Origin of the sequence: Psychrobacter sp. (assembly GCF_035469765.1) — a bacterium.
GTDB lineage: Bacteria > Pseudomonadota > Gammaproteobacteria > Pseudomonadales > Moraxellaceae > Psychrobacter.
The window spans coordinates 1-15,656 of record NZ_DATIRM010000094.1 but is presented as its reverse complement, the minus strand read 5'-3'; the positions used below and the strand labels follow the sequence as shown (position 1 = coordinate 15,656).

General features: G+C 43.0%; 12 protein-coding genes. 6 read left to right on the top strand and 6 right to left on the bottom strand.

The window, feature by feature from the left end; all coding sequences use genetic code 11:
- On the bottom strand, positions 1-1,143 hold a 1,143-nt coding region (locus tag VLN09_RS02610), incomplete at its 3' end, for an acyl-CoA desaturase (RefSeq protein ID WP_325243656.1).
- 157 nt (positions 1,144-1,300) lie between these two features.
- Positions 1,301-2,581 carry a ferredoxin reductase gene (locus VLN09_RS02605; RefSeq protein ID WP_325243655.1) on the bottom strand — a complete coding sequence of 427 codons (1,281 nt, stop codon included), beginning with the start codon at positions 2,579-2,581 and terminating at the stop codon, positions 1,301-1,303.
- A gap of 356 nt (positions 2,582-2,937) precedes the next feature.
- Here VLN09_RS02605 and ettA point away from each other — a divergent pair, with 356 nt between their 5' ends.
- Complete coding sequence (gene ettA / locus VLN09_RS02600; RefSeq protein ID WP_325243654.1) at positions 2,938-4,599, top strand: energy-dependent translational throttle protein EttA; 1,662 nt, start codon at positions 2,938-2,940, stop codon at positions 4,597-4,599.
- A gap of 108 nt (positions 4,600-4,707) precedes the next feature.
- Here ettA and plsB read toward each other — a convergent pair whose 3' ends face one another.
- Positions 4,708-7,500 (bottom strand): glycerol-3-phosphate 1-O-acyltransferase PlsB, encoded by a 2,793-nt coding sequence (plsB, locus tag VLN09_RS02595; RefSeq protein WP_325243653.1) that lies wholly within the window; start codon positions 7,498-7,500, stop codon positions 4,708-4,710.
- A gap of 285 nt (positions 7,501-7,785) precedes the next feature.
- Between plsB and ybaK the strand changes: the two genes are divergently transcribed.
- Together ybaK and VLN09_RS02585 are read left to right on the top strand one after the other, a co-directional pair.
- Entirely contained in the window at positions 7,786-8,274 is a 489-nt protein-coding gene (ybaK, locus tag VLN09_RS02590; RefSeq protein ID WP_325243652.1) for a Cys-tRNA(Pro) deacylase, read from the top strand.
- A gap of 86 nt (positions 8,275-8,360) precedes the next feature.
- On the top strand, positions 8,361-8,735 hold the full coding sequence (locus VLN09_RS02585) for a 5-carboxymethyl-2-hydroxymuconate Delta-isomerase (RefSeq protein WP_325243651.1): 375 nt from the start codon (positions 8,361-8,363) through the stop codon (positions 8,733-8,735).
- Positions 8,736-8,824: 89 nt separating this feature from the next.
- Here VLN09_RS02585 and VLN09_RS02580 read toward each other — a convergent pair whose 3' ends face one another.
- Positions 8,825-10,645, bottom strand: a complete 1,821-nt coding sequence (locus tag VLN09_RS02580) for an acyl-CoA dehydrogenase C-terminal domain-containing protein (RefSeq protein WP_325243650.1) — start codon at positions 10,643-10,645, stop codon at positions 8,825-8,827.
- 419 nt (positions 10,646-11,064) lie between these two features.
- On the opposite strand from VLN09_RS02580, the gene VLN09_RS02575 reads away from it, so the two are divergent.
- A complete protein-coding gene (locus tag VLN09_RS02575) occupies positions 11,065-12,192 on the top strand; it encodes an FUSC family protein (RefSeq protein ID WP_325243649.1) in 1,128 nt (375 codons plus the stop codon).
- Positions 12,193-12,216: 24 nt separating this feature from the next.
- Here VLN09_RS02575 and aroE read toward each other — a convergent pair whose 3' ends face one another.
- Entirely contained in the window at positions 12,217-13,071 is an 855-nt protein-coding gene (aroE, locus tag VLN09_RS02570) for a shikimate dehydrogenase (RefSeq protein WP_325243648.1), read from the bottom strand.
- 423 nt (positions 13,072-13,494) lie between these two features.
- Between aroE and VLN09_RS02565 the strand changes: the two genes are divergently transcribed.
- Entirely contained in the window at positions 13,495-14,151 is a 657-nt protein-coding gene (locus tag VLN09_RS02565) for a hypothetical protein (protein ID WP_325243647.1), read from the top strand.
- Positions 14,152-14,154: 3 nt separating this feature from the next.
- Positions 14,155-15,177, top strand: a complete 1,023-nt coding sequence (locus VLN09_RS02560) for an aminotransferase class IV (protein WP_325243646.1) — start codon at positions 14,155-14,157, stop codon at positions 15,175-15,177.
- Between the two features lie 12 nt (positions 15,178-15,189).
- Here VLN09_RS02560 and VLN09_RS02555 read toward each other — a convergent pair whose 3' ends face one another.
- Positions 15,190-15,381 (bottom strand): DpnD/PcfM family protein, encoded by a 192-nt coding sequence (locus VLN09_RS02555; RefSeq protein WP_325243645.1) that lies wholly within the window; start codon positions 15,379-15,381, stop codon positions 15,190-15,192.
- Between the last annotated feature and the right edge of the window lie 275 nt (positions 15,382-15,656).

Genomic DNA, 15,656 nt, shown 5'->3' with positions numbered 1-15,656 from the left:
AAACTGCTGACTAAAGTGCCCAGTATTATAGGCTAAATTGTACTTACTACAGATGGCTTGTACGGTTGGTGCAATCTTCGCATAGTGCCTAGCAGGCATATCGGGAAAGATATGATGCTCAATTTGATGCGATAAATTACCGGTCAAAATATGAAACCATTTATTACCTTGAATGTTGCTAGAGCCGAGAATTTGACGCACGTACCAATCACCTTTGCTCTCATTGGCATCAAGATGGGTATACATATGCGCCTGCTCGGTAAAGTGACCACAGAATATCACTGCCCATGTCCATAGATTACGAGCGATATTGGCAGTGATATTACCGCTTAGAGTCGTCAAAGCACTACCACGACCTAATGTCAGACCTACCACCGTAGGAAAAGCAATGTAATCTTTACCAACTTGTCGGGCGATTTTGCCAAATAGTGCACGAGCTTTTGGCTGCATTATGTCTGTCAGTTTTGGTACGTCTGCGTACTCGTCGACACTGATTTGAATATCGTGGAAGGCGACGGCCCATTCAAAGCCTAATGCCAATATCATCGTCTTAAATAAGTTATAGCGATCGCTTGGCGTCCAAGGCTGCTCATCAGTAACGCGAATCAAGTGGTAGCCGACATCATGGTCGCGACCGACAATATTGGTAAAAGTATGATGCAAGTAGTTATGCGAATGCTGCCATAGGGGCGCAGGGCAAACGATATCCCAATCGAACTTTTGGCTGTTAAGATGAGAGTGCTGCATCCAGTCATATTGACCATGCATAACGTTATGACCAAGCTCCATATTGTTTAAAATTTTACTAAAGCTTAGCAAGGATGTGCCCAGTAACCAAACGCCAAGTTTGCTACGTTTTGATGATAATTGCCCAGCGAATGCAAGCAGTACACGTGAAATGACCTCGCTATATACCACGGTCCCATAAATACGCTGAATATAGTGCGCATCATCGCTACCTAGTGAGTCCATCACGCTTTGATACAGTGCATTCAACTCATTAGCAAGGGCTTCGGTTTCCACTTTTGGTAGTGGCGCACCCGTTAACGTCGGATATGGCGTGGCTTTGAATGGTGCATCGGTTAATGAAGTTACAATAGGTACCGCAAATTGAGCTTTAAATATAGGGGGTAACAAGCGCATAGATAATCCTTGTCCGAAAGTGCCTCAATAAATGATAATCACAATATTCGGTTTAATCATTGGTGTCAGTTTTAAGACAAAATACGAATGAATATTCTTTAGGTAATAACTAAGTTATAGGTGGCTATAAAAGGTTATTTTATCCTTGATAATTCTGCTAAATATCCAATACGACATCGGTCATTGGTACATTAATACAGGTTTGAATAGACTCATAGCCATCATTACTTATCTTACCGGTTTGAATATTTTTGACCCTACCGCTGATTTTATTACAGCGGCATAGCTGACATATACCTTGCCTGCAACCGTGGTTCAAACGAATACCAGCGTTCTCCGCACCCAATAATAACGTGGTACTGCTGTTATATTGACGTTGTCGTCCACGTAAATAAATGGTTTTTGCTTCGGTAGTAGCGGCTTCTTCGTCTGCTTTATCTATACCAGACAAAATATAATCGAAGCTTTCTATCGCACTAAAACTTTCTATCGTAATGTTGTCACGTAGCTGCTTGCCATGTGGCAAGTTAATCTCATCGCAAGCGCGGTACAAAGCTGCTAATAACGCTGGCGAACCACAAGCAAATATCTCTGTATCCATCAGTGGTAGTTTTAATGCTATTAAAGTTTGCACGCTCAAATGTCGCGAGCCTGCCAGATAAGTATTGGGGTCTTCAGTATTAATAAGATGATAAATAAATGTTGGATATTTAGCAGCTAGCTGCTGCCATTGATTCTGCAATAATGATTGATAGAAAGTTGTACGATTATAATATAGCAGCGTTACTTGATGCCCATTTTGCAGCGCCTGCGTAATCAAACCTAGCATTGGCGTAATACCACTGCCGCTAGCGATAAATAATAGTGGTACTGGTACAGAGGTAAGAGATAACGGTTTGCTTATCTGCTGTACTTGCTGTTCTAACACTGTGTGAGCTAGAGTAAATTCACCGACGGGTAAACTGCTATTAAATATAGTACCCAGTGCTGCATATTTGCTTAAGTAATCTGACACTAGACCTTGAGGCTTAATAGCAATAGTTATCGTCGAGGTAATAGCCTGCAGTTGCGACTTCTCATCAAAGCTATTTTTATTTCCATTAGAGTTTTTATCGTTGTCCTCATGCCACCATAATGGCTGCTGCGGTAAACCAACCAATGAATAGTTGCGTTGATGATAAACACCATCAAGAAGTACGCTTAAATTAATATGCTGACCGCCATGCCAACCATCATTTGAATTATCAACTGAACTAAAAGTTTGCTGTTTAAAGGCGCGATTAGGCTCAAATTGTAGCGCTATCAAGTCATCACTGAGTGTACGACGTGCTATAAGACGCAACTTGGGCACGGTTAATGACCAAAATGGGTGAAGGCGCGTACTGATAAAATCAACAAACGCACGTTGGATAAGTTCAGGGCGATAGCCAGTCGTCATGGAATGCCTTTTTATAAAACTATTTTTATTAAGATTAACTAATATAATAGAGACTATTGATTAATTTTGCGAAGTATTTGATGCTGTTTTTTGTGGTTTTTATAAAACAGCAATGAATTAGAAAGATACAGCAGTAAGCTGAATGATAATTTTAATAGAAGCTTTTATGTAAAATGCTTGCAGCTTTGTGATAAAAGGCATGAAACAAGCTATAAAACAGCCAGTTAGCTTGCAGGGGTTGCGCCACAATGCGATAATGACAATCAATGAATACCCCTGATTTTGAGGTGCAGCGTACTTAGCAGTATTGTTAATTCTGCTTGTTTATCTCTTTTATGCAGTCTATCGGAGTGTTAATGGCTCAATATATTTACACGATGAACAACGTGTCAAAACTTGTTCCACCTAAGCGTGAAATTTTAAAAAATATTAACTTATCTTTTTTCCCCGGTGCCAAAATTGGTGTTTTGGGTATCAATGGTTCAGGTAAATCAACCTTGCTACGCATCATGGCGGGCGTGGATACTGAGTTTAGTGGTGAAGCTCGTGCGCAAACGGGCACCAAAATTGGTTATCTGCCGCAGGAACCACAGCTTGATGACAGCAAAGATGTACGTGGTAACGTCGAAGACGGTATGCGTGAGGCGTTAGATGCGCTCGCTCGTCTGGATGCTATTTATGCCGAATATGCTGAGCCTGATGCCGACTTCGATAAGCTTGCTGAAGAGCAAGGTAAGATGGAAGACATCATTCAAGCGTGGGATGCGCATAACTTAAATACCCAGCTAGAAAAAGCTGCTGATGCATTGCGTCTGCCACCATGGGATGCGGATGTGAGTAAATTATCAGGTGGCGAAAAACGCCGTGTGGCACTATGCCGCCTGCTATTATCACGCCCAGATATGCTATTACTGGACGAACCAACCAACCATTTGGACGCTGAGTCCGTGGCATGGTTAGAGCAGTTCCTACAGAATTACAGCGGTACAATCGTTGCCATTACCCATGACCGTTATTTCTTGGATAACGTTGCCCAGTGGATTTTGGAGCTTGACCGTGGTCATGGCTATCCATATGAAGGCAACTATACTGAGTGGCTTGAGCAGAAGAATACGCGTCTAGAGCAGCAGAATAAGCAAGAAGAATCGTTTGCCAAAGCGCTGAAAAAAGAACTTGATTGGATTCGCAAAAACCAAAAAGGTCAACAGGCCAAGTCTAAATCTCGTGTACAGCGTTTTGAAGAGTTGAATTCACAAGAATTCCAAAAACGTAACGAGACCTCTGAGATTTATATTCCACCGGGTCCACGTTTGGGTAATAAAGTCATCGAAGTCAACGATATCTCCAAATCGTTTGGCGACCGTTTACTTTATGAAAATCTTAGCTTTAATGTCCCAGCCGGTGCTATCGTTGGTATTATCGGTCCAAATGGTGCGGGTAAAACTACGCTATTTAACATGATTACCGAACGCGATACACCAGATACTGGTTCAGTTGATTTGGGCGAAAGCGTAAAAGTCGCTTATGTTGGTCAGGTACGTGATAACTTAGATGACAGTAAAACCGTTTGGGAAGAAATCTCTGACGGGCTTGATATCATTACCGTTGGTGACTATACGACGCCAAGCCGCGCTTATATCGGTCGCTTTAACTTTAAAGGTTCAGACCAGCAGAAGCATGTGGGTCAATTGTCAGGTGGTGAGCGTAATCGCTTACAGTTAGCTAAGACATTGAAGCAAGGCGCGAACGTATTGCTCCTTGATGAACCATCAAACGATTTGGATATCGAAACCTTACGTGCGCTAGAAGATGCGATTCAAGTCTTCCCAGGTACCGTTATGGTGGTGTCGCATGATCGCTGGTTCCTTGACCGTATCGCGACCCACATCTTGGCATTCGAAGAAGAAGGCCCAGTTTGGTTCGATGGTAACTATTCTGAGTTTGAAACTTATCGCAAAAAGACGATGGGTGATGATGCCAATCCTAAGCGTATGAAGTATAAAAAGATTTCAACCTAGGACTGTTATTTAGAAATTTTAAATTTAAAGATAAAAAAAGACCTCTAAATTATTAGAGGTCTTTTTTATGCGTTATCATTTTTTGTGTGTTATTAAATGATTTAAAAATTAACGCTTACGCCCGAATTTACGCTGCTTTTTATTACTGATTTCAGTGATGGCATGGGCAATTTCTTCTTCATTAAGACTAGAAACTTGCTGCAAAATTTGCATCATATCAGAAGTAAGGACATATTTTGCATGATGGGCAATATCATTGATGCGATGATCAAAGGTTAAAATGCCGGTTTCTTCTTCTTTTTGTAAATAATCCAGACGAGTCAAGGCACCAATGAAACTAGTGAATAATGCACGATCAAAGAAGTCTGGAATGTCATCAGCGTATAGCACTGATAAACGTTGACCAAGCAAATGACATAAATCAACCACTTCGTTTTCAGTCAAGTTGCCTGAGCCTTGCTGTGCGAGTAGGGCTAAGGTCATAAAGTAACGCTCAAGGCTTTGCTCAACAGGCGTGGCAAGCACTTGTAGCTGTTGATAGTATCTACTGTTGGCTTCAGGCACGCTCAGCATGCCATCGTCCAATTCTATAATCAGTCCATGGGCGATGAGAATATCGATTTTTTTGTTCAGAGTGTCCGCCAAACCGTGCGCAGGATAGTATAAAAACAGCTCGCTTTGCAAAAATGGATAGAGCTGTTTGGCAATATTATCCAAACGACTGCGGTCGATACGACCGTTACGCGCCACCAATGCCGATAAGAAAGACAAGAGAATAAATACATGCAAAATGTTGTTACGAAAATAACTCAGTAGTGCCGCTTGCTTGCCTGCAATCTGAATGATATCGCCCAAGATATGAGGGATACGCTCAATAAGCTTCAGCTTAATACCGTAATTAATGATTTGCTGCGGTGACATGTCGGTGACGACCGTATCACTTGAATACGGTAGCTGTTGAGCCAAACCTTGATAAAGGGCAATCTGCTCGCGGCAAATATCTTCATCGAGCGCCGATTTTGGTGCAGATAGCAACACCAGTGACAGCAAGGATACTGGAGTAACCACCGCTGCTTTATTGATATGCTGCATGACTTTGACGCCGATATTATCGACCATGGCGCTGGCTTTATCATCGAGCGGGGTATCGGTGCGATCAGCAGGTAAGCTGTTTTCCGGCACATCAAATTTGGTCATAAAGTCGGTTAAATGTAGCGGTGTACCAAAGCTTAGGTGCACATTGCCAAAAATACGCTCAATCTTGCGACCGACTTTTAGCAGTCCAAGTAATGACTCAGACTCTTTAGGTTTACCTTTTAGCTCACCGACATAGGTACCGCCTTCCATGATGCGCTCATAACCGATATAAGTCGGAATAAAGACCACTGGCTTGTTGCTTTGACGCAATTGGCTGTGCACGGTCATTGCTAGCATACCCATTTTCGGTGGCAGCAAACGACCTGAGCGTGAGCGACCGCCTTCGATAAAGTATTCAATCGGCGTATTACGAGTAATAAGGGTGTGCATATATTCACGTAAGACGGCAGTATAAAGCGCATTACCGCGAAAGCTGCGACGTATATAAAAAGCCACTGCGCCGCGTAATATCGGGCCTAAAAAAGGCACATCTAGGTTGTCACCCGCGGCGACATAAGGAATGCTTAGGCCACGTTTATAGATGACATAAGACAGTAATAGGTAATCGACATGGCTACGATGACAAGGTACATATACCAGCTCATAATCTGCTGCAAGCTCACGTACGCGCTCGAAGTGATGGACTTCTACACCATCATACAGTTGCGTCCATAACCACGTTAAAAATTTATAAAAACCGCGAATGATGGAATGTGAGTAGTCATTGACCATCTCGTTAGCATAGCTCTTTGCCAGCAGTCGCGCTTCACGAGCGCTAGTACCTGTTGCCGCTGCTTCTGCCTCTATCGCATGCTTAATGGCAGGCGAATAAACCAGCTTATCTACCAAGTTGCGTCGGTCTGACAAATCGGGACCGAGCATACTGGCGCGCTGTTTGTCTAAATAAATATTCAGCTGCTGCTGCAATGAGCGCACAAGCTCACGATTGCCATCAGCTGCTGCCACCACTGCATAGTTTGGCGCTATATTGATTATATTTTTAGGGGTGCTATCTGTCGCATCGCTGTCATTCGTATCAAGAGTAGCAGCTTCAAAGATAGCGGAGTTTAAGTCAGCCGCCTCATCATCATCACCTTTAAGGCTGTCATTAATCAGGGTACGCAAATCTTGCGGTGGATGAAACTGTACAAAGGTATCACGTCCCATCACACCAATATTGAATAACTGCTTGGTAATACTAGGATCTTGCCAGTTATCAGCCGTTAACAGTTTAAATAGAGAGTCCTCTTTTTCTGGCGCACGTCCCCAGAGGATAGATACCGGCACTAAGCGTACTTTTAATTCTGGGTACTGCAAAATCGCAGAGACCAGACGTGATAGGCGAGGTGATAATTGGTTTTCTTTGGCATGTGGGTGATGCAAAAATATAATGGCCGCGTTTTCTTTGATATTATGAGCACTATCTTGTACCCCAACCAATGCTGGCGGTAAGTTGTGCTCTTGTGTTTGCAGGTCAATCAAAATACTGTTGGAGCGCGAGTAATCTTGCAGCACATAAAACCGTAGCGTTTGGTCATCATGATCAAACTCAGGTAGCTCGCCCAAAAGCTTTGGTTTCACTGCCACATCTAGCATCTGTCCCGATATTTTACGGTACAATTGATTAATCGGTGCACTCGAATAAGGCTTTGGCACAGTTGGGCTGCCGTCCGTTTCGGGCGTGATTGAATGCTCAGTCATAGGCGAGTTATCACTGGCCATTGGCGCTTTAAAAATCCGTTTTTTTAAGAACTTCGGTATCATAATTAGTATCAAAATTAGTCAAATGTGTTACGCTTATAATGCCATAAAAGCCAATAAAGCGATATATAGCGTCTGTATATACTACTAATATTCATAGGCACGGGTTACGATGCCGTCAGCCAAAGGATGAGCAATTGCCCTAGAAATATATAGATGCAGAATATAAAAATGAGCGGTTTGAAAGTCATTGCTTTAAAAGCTAAGATATTTAAGGTAATAATAGTTCTCTACTACAGACTGTATTTTTGTTTAACGGTCCATCTTACGCAATTAAGTTAAAATACTATGACTCCAGCCATCAATCTTGCCAAACAACGTGGGCTTGATTATCAAGTCCATGAATATATCCATGACAGTAATGCTGCCTCTTATGGGTTAGAAGCTGCTGAAAAGCTCGGCGTTGATGTGAGTCAGGTGTTTAAAACCTTGGTGGTAATGACCGAAGCTGGCGTGCTTGCGGTGGCTATCTTACCCGTGGACAAGACGTTGAATTTTAAAAAAATGGCTAAGGCTCTTTCTGTTAATAAAATGCTGCCTTGCAAAAAAGTCCAAATGGCAGAGCCCAAACAAGTCGAGCGCAGTACAGGCTATGTGCTCGGCGGCGTCAGTCCATTAGGACAAAAGAAGCGTTTGGTCACACTCGTAGATGACTCAGCACAAGCACAGCCGACTATTTATGTCAGTGGCGGTCGCCGCGGTTTAGAGATTGAATTGCCACCTGCGCAATTGGCGACGACGCTTACTGCGTGCTTTGCTGCTATCACTGATAATTAAGGGTGATAGTGATAATAATCAAATAAATTTAGACTTGGACAGCTGCTTATTGGCCGTCTTTTACTCATATTTATAAGGATAGTGTTATGCCGCATTTAACCATTCAAGTGACTCCCAATGTCAGTATTGCTCATGAAGAGTCTCTGCTCAAATCTCTTAATAAGGCGCTGTGGGACAGTGGTCATTTTGGTAAGCCGACTGATATCAAGGCACGGATTTTGCCCCTAAATACTTTTTTGGTGGGTGTAGAAGATGATGAACAAACCAACGGCTTTATTTATGCTCATTTAAAGATAATGAACGGACGTGATGAGAGTATCCGAAATCAGCTTGCTGAGCTCTTGGTTACTACCATAGAGCAGACGCTGGGCGCTGCACAGTCAGGGCGCGCATCATTACAGGTATGCGTGGAGGTTGAGGAGATTAGCGTGGTGTATCATAAGAAGATGCTCAGCGCTTAACCAAACTTACTACAGCACAAAAAAGCGCCCAGTTATTTAACTGAGCGCTTTTTTATTTATAGTAGTTATAGACTGTCTTTTACTTAATCTTAGTCTAAAAATGCAAAGTTATCAATATCCATTGCCGTCATGCTGTCACTTGGTGCAACCATGCTTTCGGCGTGACCTGAAGTGCGTGGTAACAGCTTATCAAAATAGAATTCTGCCGTTTGGATTTTGGCTTTGTAGAATTCTGGTGATTCTGTGCCACCATTTTCAAGCTTGTCGTAAGCAACCGCTGCCATACGCGCCCAGTGATAGCCCATCATCACATAGCCTGAATACATTAAGAAATCATCTGACGCAGCTGAGATAATTTCACGGTCTTTACGTGCCATCAGCATTAAGCGTACCGTTAGCGTATTCCACTCAGCACATAGCTTGGTCAGTGCCCAAACGAATTTACGCATCTCTTTATCAAGAGCGTACTCGCTACACCATCTCATGATGCTTGAGGTATAGTCGCGAATGATTTTACCTTTAGACTGTAAGATAACTTTACGACCCAATAAATCTAGTGCTTGGATACCTGTCGTACCTTCGTACATGGTAGCGATACGAGCATCGCGAGCGATAAGTTCCATGCCCCATTCTTTAATATAGCCATGACCACCATATACTTGCTGACCATGTTTGGCCGCTTCAATACCAAGCTCAGTTAAGAAGCCTTTTAGGATTGGCGTGTAGAAGCCAAGCTTATCATCCCACTTCTCAAATTCTGCATCATCACCGTTGGCGATGCCTTGTGCCATTTTGTCTGCATAGCGTGCTGAATGATAAATCATTGAGCGCCCACCTTCAGCAAAGGCTTTTTGGGTCAATAGCATACGGCGTACGTCAGCGTGATGGATAATGGCATCAGCTACTTTTTCAGGATCTTTAATACCTGATAAGGTGCGCATTGAGCGACGATCTTTAGCATAAGGTAGCGCGTTTTGGAATGACAACTCAGTATGTGCCAGACCTTGGATACCAGTCCCGATACGAGCCGTATTCATAAAAGTGAACATGGCTTTTAGACCTTTGTTCGGCTCACCAATTAAATAACCAACCGCATCATCAAAGTTTAGGACACAAGTGGCTGATGAGCTGATGCCCATTTTGTGCTCGATAGAACCACAAGTCACGCCATTACGCTCACCGATTTCGCTTTCAGCAGTTGGCAAAAATTTCGGTACGATAAATAATGAGATACCGCGCGTGCCTTCTGGTGCATCTGGTAGGCGTGCTAAAACGATATGTATGATGTTTTCCGTTAAATCATGCTCACCGCTTGAGATGAAAATCTTAGTACCGCTAAGCTTATAGCTGCCGTCTTCTTGTGGAATGGCTTTTGATTTTACTTGACCCAAATCCGTACCACACTGTGGCTCAGTCAGACACATAGTGCCTGCCCAAGAGCCTTCGACCAATTTATGTAAGTAGGTTTCTTTTTGCTCGTCGCTACCATACTGCATAATGGTATTGATACAACCGGTCGATAGACCAGGATACATCGCCCATGGCCAGTTCGCTGTACCGATGATTTCAGCTTTAATCAAGTTGATTGACATCGGTAAGTTCATACCACCGAATTTTTCAGGGTATGAAAGACCTTGCCATCCGCCTTCGACGAACTGATCATAAGCTTCTTTAAAGCCTTTAGGCGTGGTGACGACGCCATTTTCAAAATGACAGCCTTCAGCATCCGCTGGCTGATATAAAGGCGCTAGTACATTTTCAGCAAAGTCCGCCATGCCCTGAAGAATCATATCAACAGTTTCAGGATCTGCGTTTTCGCCATTATCCAAATCTTTATAATGCGTTTGATAGTCAAATACGTCATTAATTAAGAACTTGATATCACGTAAAGGTGCTTTGTAAGTTAACATAGTCATTCTCTTTAGTTATTCGCTCGCATAGACGCTTGGTTATTGCTTAAATTACTAGTTAAACCATGGCTTATGAAAACGATTGTGCGATTATTTGGGAAAAGATAGAAAATATCATGGATCGATATTATGTTTTGTTAAGTAAAACTTATCCATTTTGATAACTGTTAAGACGTCCTTGCTAAATAACAGCTGTCATTTGTTGCTATCAGTATAAATCTTCTATAATGACAAATATACTACTAATAACTAATATTCATGACCCATAAGTAGAAATAAAAATTTAAGTTATATGTGGAGTTGCTTTGATTTATTTATTTATCCTATTGAATGAGCCTTCATCCTAGATATAACTATAGTAAAATAATGACCTTAACGCCCATGGGTTGATTGCCTTTAGTAGATTAGGAAAAGCAGTTATGAGCGCATCAAAGCGCAAGACAACACGAGTCTCTTGGTTGACACTGTTGTTGCTGCGCCTAAAGGCTTTGATTGATGGTGAGCTTGAGCATCTACTTGCAGTTAAGCGCAGTCAGCGTCCATGGCATGTGCCGATTGTCTCGGCCATTGCCATTAGCTTTCCGGTATTTGTGGGTGCTTACTTTGATGCTTTGTCTTCAGGACTTAAAGCATCCTTGGGGGCGATGGTTATCTTAAACTTACCGCTGGTTGGCAAGCTGCCTTATCGCTTGGTGACGTTGATGGCATGGGGCTTTGCCATGTCACTGTGCTTTGCATTTGGGCTGATAGCGCAGCAAGTGCCTGTCCTTAGACTGCCGGTATTTATACTAATAGCATTTAGTGTGGTTGTCTTTGGACGCTACTATCGTCAGCCGCCACCCGCAGGTTTGTTTGTGATGATGGCAGGGGCGATTGCGCTATTTACTCCCTTGGCATTAGAAGATATTATGTCAGCCACGGGTTTGGTGATGCTCGGTAGCGGGGTTGCTTTGATTATAGGGCTGCTGTATTCACTGTTTTTATTAGCGACCCGTCCTATGACGCCCACACCTGTCTATAACTACGAGCCTGATACCTTAACTGAAAGCATTATCGTCGCTGCTTTTGTCGGTTTGGCGTTACTGATTGCCCTGCTATTAAATATGCCCAACCCCTATTGGGCGGCGGTTAGCTGTTTTCTGATTATTCAAGGTATCCACCTGCGTACAATGTGGATTAAGCAGATTCATCGTTTGCTTGGGACACTGATCGGCGTGGGGCTAGCAAGTTGGATGCTTTCTTGGGGTTTGTCGATATGGGGCGTGGCGATTGCCATACTGGTGATGATGGTGTTTATCGAGTCATTGATTGATCGTCATTATGGTTTGGCAGTGGTTTTCATCACACCCCTGACGATATTTATTGCAGAATATGGCAGTGGCTTACCGCTGACCTCTGCTGCTTATCAAGAGGTGACCCACACACGCCTACTTGATACGTTATTGGGCTGTGTGGTTGGTTTGAGTGGTGGTGTTGTCATGCACTCAACGAATCTGCGTGTACCGCTACGGCGTATGGAGCAGTGGCTGCTAACACGGTTTGGTTAGCAGAATCTATCTTTATGCTAATGGCTATTTTAAAGCCTCGCTTGCTTTTGCAACATCGATAATATGTCCCGTCCAACGCTCAAAGCTCAACGCCGCTTGCCCAATCAGCATGCCATAACCATCCGATGTTTGCGCGCCACGAGCTTCAAAATGCTGTAAAAACGGCAGCTCACGTCCATACATCATATCGTAAGCAAAGTGACAGTTTAGCGCATTATTCAATGGCAATGTCTCACCTGACAAACCGATCGAGGTAGCGTTGATAATGATATCAAATTCTCCGCTCAACTCCGCCGTTACACAGGTTTTAATCTGTTTATCAGCAATAGCAGTACTGGCTATACTAAGCTCATGAACCAAATCTGTCGCCTTACTCAACGTACGATTGGCAATGGTTAGCTGTTCAATACCAGCTTCTATTAGCGGCAATACTACGCCTCGCGCTGCGCCGCCTGCACCAATGATTGCCACGCGCGCGCCCTGCAAAGACCAGCCTAAGCGCTGTATATGATTGACCAATCCTTGACCGTCAGTATTATCGCCATATAGCGCCTCTGCGGGCGGTACACCTTTTGCTAGCAGGGCTTTATTTAATAATAGTGTATTGACCGCGCCAGCGACTTTGGCATGCTCAGATAAGCCACCTCGCGCTGCACAGCACTCATAAGCGATCTGTTTAAAGGGTACAGTCACATTGGCACCGATGCCGCCACCATGAAAGAACGCCTCAATGACTGCCGTAAAGCTTGCTGCGTCATCAGGGCAATATTGACGCTGATAACAGATATCAAGTCCTGTTTGCGCGCCAAATAACGTATGGATTTCAGGAGATTTACTGTGAGCAATCGGATTACCAATAACAATAAAATGCTGGGTCATAACTGCTCCACTGACGATATAGGATAAAAGGGCGAGTAAAAAAGCCATCAAAACTTATTTATCATAAGGGATAACGCTTCATTTAACAAACGTATTGCTCTGGACATAAATAGGCAAGTCGCGAGATATTGTATGATGTTAGGTCTTTAACAAATCTGTACTGCCTGTGAGGGTTATCGGTAAGGTAAAGGGTGGTCAAGCGTTCAGCAGTTGGGTAAACTAGGGAAGCATAAAAAATTAACAAAGTGCTTTTTAACAGGCTTTTAATAATCTGCCTGATAGAGTATCTAATAGAAAAAGCATGAATATAACGTTTAGCGATAAATAGACGATTAATAACAGACAGGATCCATTATCAGCAGCGCATCTGCCTGCTCGTTAATACCATTTTCAGAACTATTTAAAAGTGTGAGTAAGTTGCCCATGTGGAATAATACCCTACAGGCCTTTATGGTCAGTACGATAATGGCAGTTGGCGTGTCGTTGAGCGCCTGTGATAATAATAAAAATAGTGAGGTGTCAACAGAGGAGGTGAATGCTGATGAGCAAACTGTCGCCGATACGCCAAAAGCCCCTGTGCCAAATGCTGATTTAGATGGTGCTACTGCGCAAGAGGGCACCCCAGTCAAATATGATGTCACATCATGGGGTCCCAAAAAGGTTGAGTCGCTCAATATCGACCAATTGGACGATATCAAATCAACCCTTGGTAAAGTGGTCAGCACCGATGAAAACAGCTTGGATTATGCCAGTAATCCTGCGTCCAAATACCGCTTTATGAATACTGAAGCACCTTATTTAGATCTTATCGATTCTGAAAAATATCTCGAGCTTGGCTGGTATTTTGCCAATCCTACCGACTCGGATAAAGAAAAATCACTCAGTCAAGGTCATGCCAAAAAAGCCTATCAGCTTGCCCGTCAATTGATGGGTGATGAAGGCGGTAAGTTAGTAGCTGATATGTTAAATGGTCAAATTGTCAAAAATACAGTCATCGGCGGGCAAAAAGTAGAGCTGGCAAAATGTGAATTCTACAGCTGTATGCTCATTCTCAATAAATCCGCCAGCCAAAATAAGTAAGTCATGCAGCCTTCAAATAGCTGGGTCTGTTTATCGGCATTAGACAAGCAGACCACCGTCGCGACCGCTTTCTTGGACAATCGCGGCTTAGCATACGCGGATGGTTTTTTTACCACCATGGGCGTTATCAAAGGTCAGATACTGTGGGCGGATTATCATCATCAGCGTCTCATCTCTCATGGCAAAGCCTTGCAGCTTGATTTAGATAGCCATACGCTACTAGCGATACTAAAAACATATGCTGCGCAGCTACAACAAGGCATGCTTAAGCTCATCATTACACGCGCTGTACAAGATATCCGTGGTTATGGTTATCTGCCAAGTGAGTGTGGTAGCGCGTGTGAGATTTGGCTAAAATCCTCGGCGATGACGGTTGGCACTGCTGAGCAATTGCCGATGGCAGATGGCAGTTTTGTCCCAGTGCAACCTATGAGCACTGCTGTTTGTTTATCTTCGCAACTGGCTTGCCTACCGCCGTCACTTGCCGGACTTAAAAGCTTAAATCGTCTGGATAATGTGCTGGCAAGTGCTGAGCTACAAGGTATTAAAGCTCAGTTGTCAAAGCAAAATGTCCAAATGCCTAATAACCAAGCGCCTAATAACCAAGCGCCTGATATCGAGTTAACTATTGCTGAAGGTCTGCTACGTGATATGACTGGTCATTGGGTTGAAGGGACGATGAGCAATGTGTTTTATCAATTATCCGATTCACGTTTAGTAGAGTCGCCGTCATCAGAGATAAATAATACCGCCAACATTGATAAAGGCAGTGCTGATAAACTCCACGTGAATTATTTAACGCAAGGTCAATGGTATACGCCATCTATGGCACAATCAGGCGTCGCTGGCGTGATGCGGCAAGTAATCATTGATGCCTTGTCTACGACGAAATATCCAGTCATCGTACGGTCGTTACAAGATGAGGATTTATCACAGTTAAGTCAGCTGTTCTTTTGCAATGCGCTGCGCGGTATTATGCCAATGACCAGTCTGACTTTATTAACGGGTGAAATGGTGAGTTTTTAGTTGGTTTAATTGCTATCTAAATATATTAAATTTAGTATCAATAAAATCATCAGGATACAAAATAACTTCTTCATTCCGATACATTGCTTGAGCTTTTAATAGCGCATCTTGCTCGTTTTCTGCGCTAACTTCCACTAAGTTACTTAGCGTCTCAACAATTTCTATCTGAAAGACTCTTTCTGCTTTCTTATCTTCTTTTATCATCACTATTCCCAATACACCACTCTCAAAATTCATTTAGCATTTATATCCGCTAGAGTAGCAAAGTCGCTTAAAAAGAAGTGATCGTCTTTTGTTACGTGGGCTTGTGTCTTAAAGAAAATCGATCAATGATCCTGTTTTTAAAAAAGGATAACATCGCATGCGCCCAATTTATGAAGAAACCAGAATCCCTGTACAAATCCGTCGCTTAATGGTTTTTGATGAAATTTGCCGATTGGCTAAAAGCAAACCTGATGAAATTGTACATTTATCACCGT

Coding starts and splice junctions, on each gene's coding strand:
- aroE (WP_325243648.1), bottom strand. CDS start 13,071: ATGACCCAGCATTTTATTGTTATTGGTAATCCGATTGCTCACAGTAAA.
- VLN09_RS02565 (WP_325243647.1), top strand. CDS start 13,495: ATGTGGAATAATACCCTACAGGCCTTTATGGTCAGTACGATAATGGCA.
- VLN09_RS02585 (WP_325243651.1), top strand. CDS start 8,361: ATGCCGCATTTAACCATTCAAGTGACTCCCAATGTCAGTATTGCTCAT.
- VLN09_RS02580 (WP_325243650.1), bottom strand. CDS start 10,645: ATGTTAACTTACAAAGCACCTTTACGTGATATCAAGTTCTTAATTAAT.
- VLN09_RS02575 (WP_325243649.1), top strand. CDS start 11,065: ATGAGCGCATCAAAGCGCAAGACAACACGAGTCTCTTGGTTGACACTG.
- VLN09_RS02555 (WP_325243645.1), bottom strand. CDS start 15,381: ATGATAAAAGAAGATAAGAAAGCAGAAAGAGTCTTTCAGATAGAAATT.
- VLN09_RS02605 (WP_325243655.1), bottom strand. CDS start 2,581: ATGACGACTGGCTATCGCCCTGAACTTATCCAACGTGCGTTTGTTGAT.
- ettA (WP_325243654.1), top strand. CDS start 2,938: ATGGCTCAATATATTTACACGATGAACAACGTGTCAAAACTTGTTCCA.
- ybaK (WP_325243652.1), top strand. CDS start 7,786: ATGACTCCAGCCATCAATCTTGCCAAACAACGTGGGCTTGATTATCAA.
- VLN09_RS02560 (WP_325243646.1), top strand. CDS start 14,155: ATGCAGCCTTCAAATAGCTGGGTCTGTTTATCGGCATTAGACAAGCAG.
- plsB (WP_325243653.1), bottom strand. CDS start 7,500: ATGATACCGAAGTTCTTAAAAAAACGGATTTTTAAAGCGCCAATGGCC.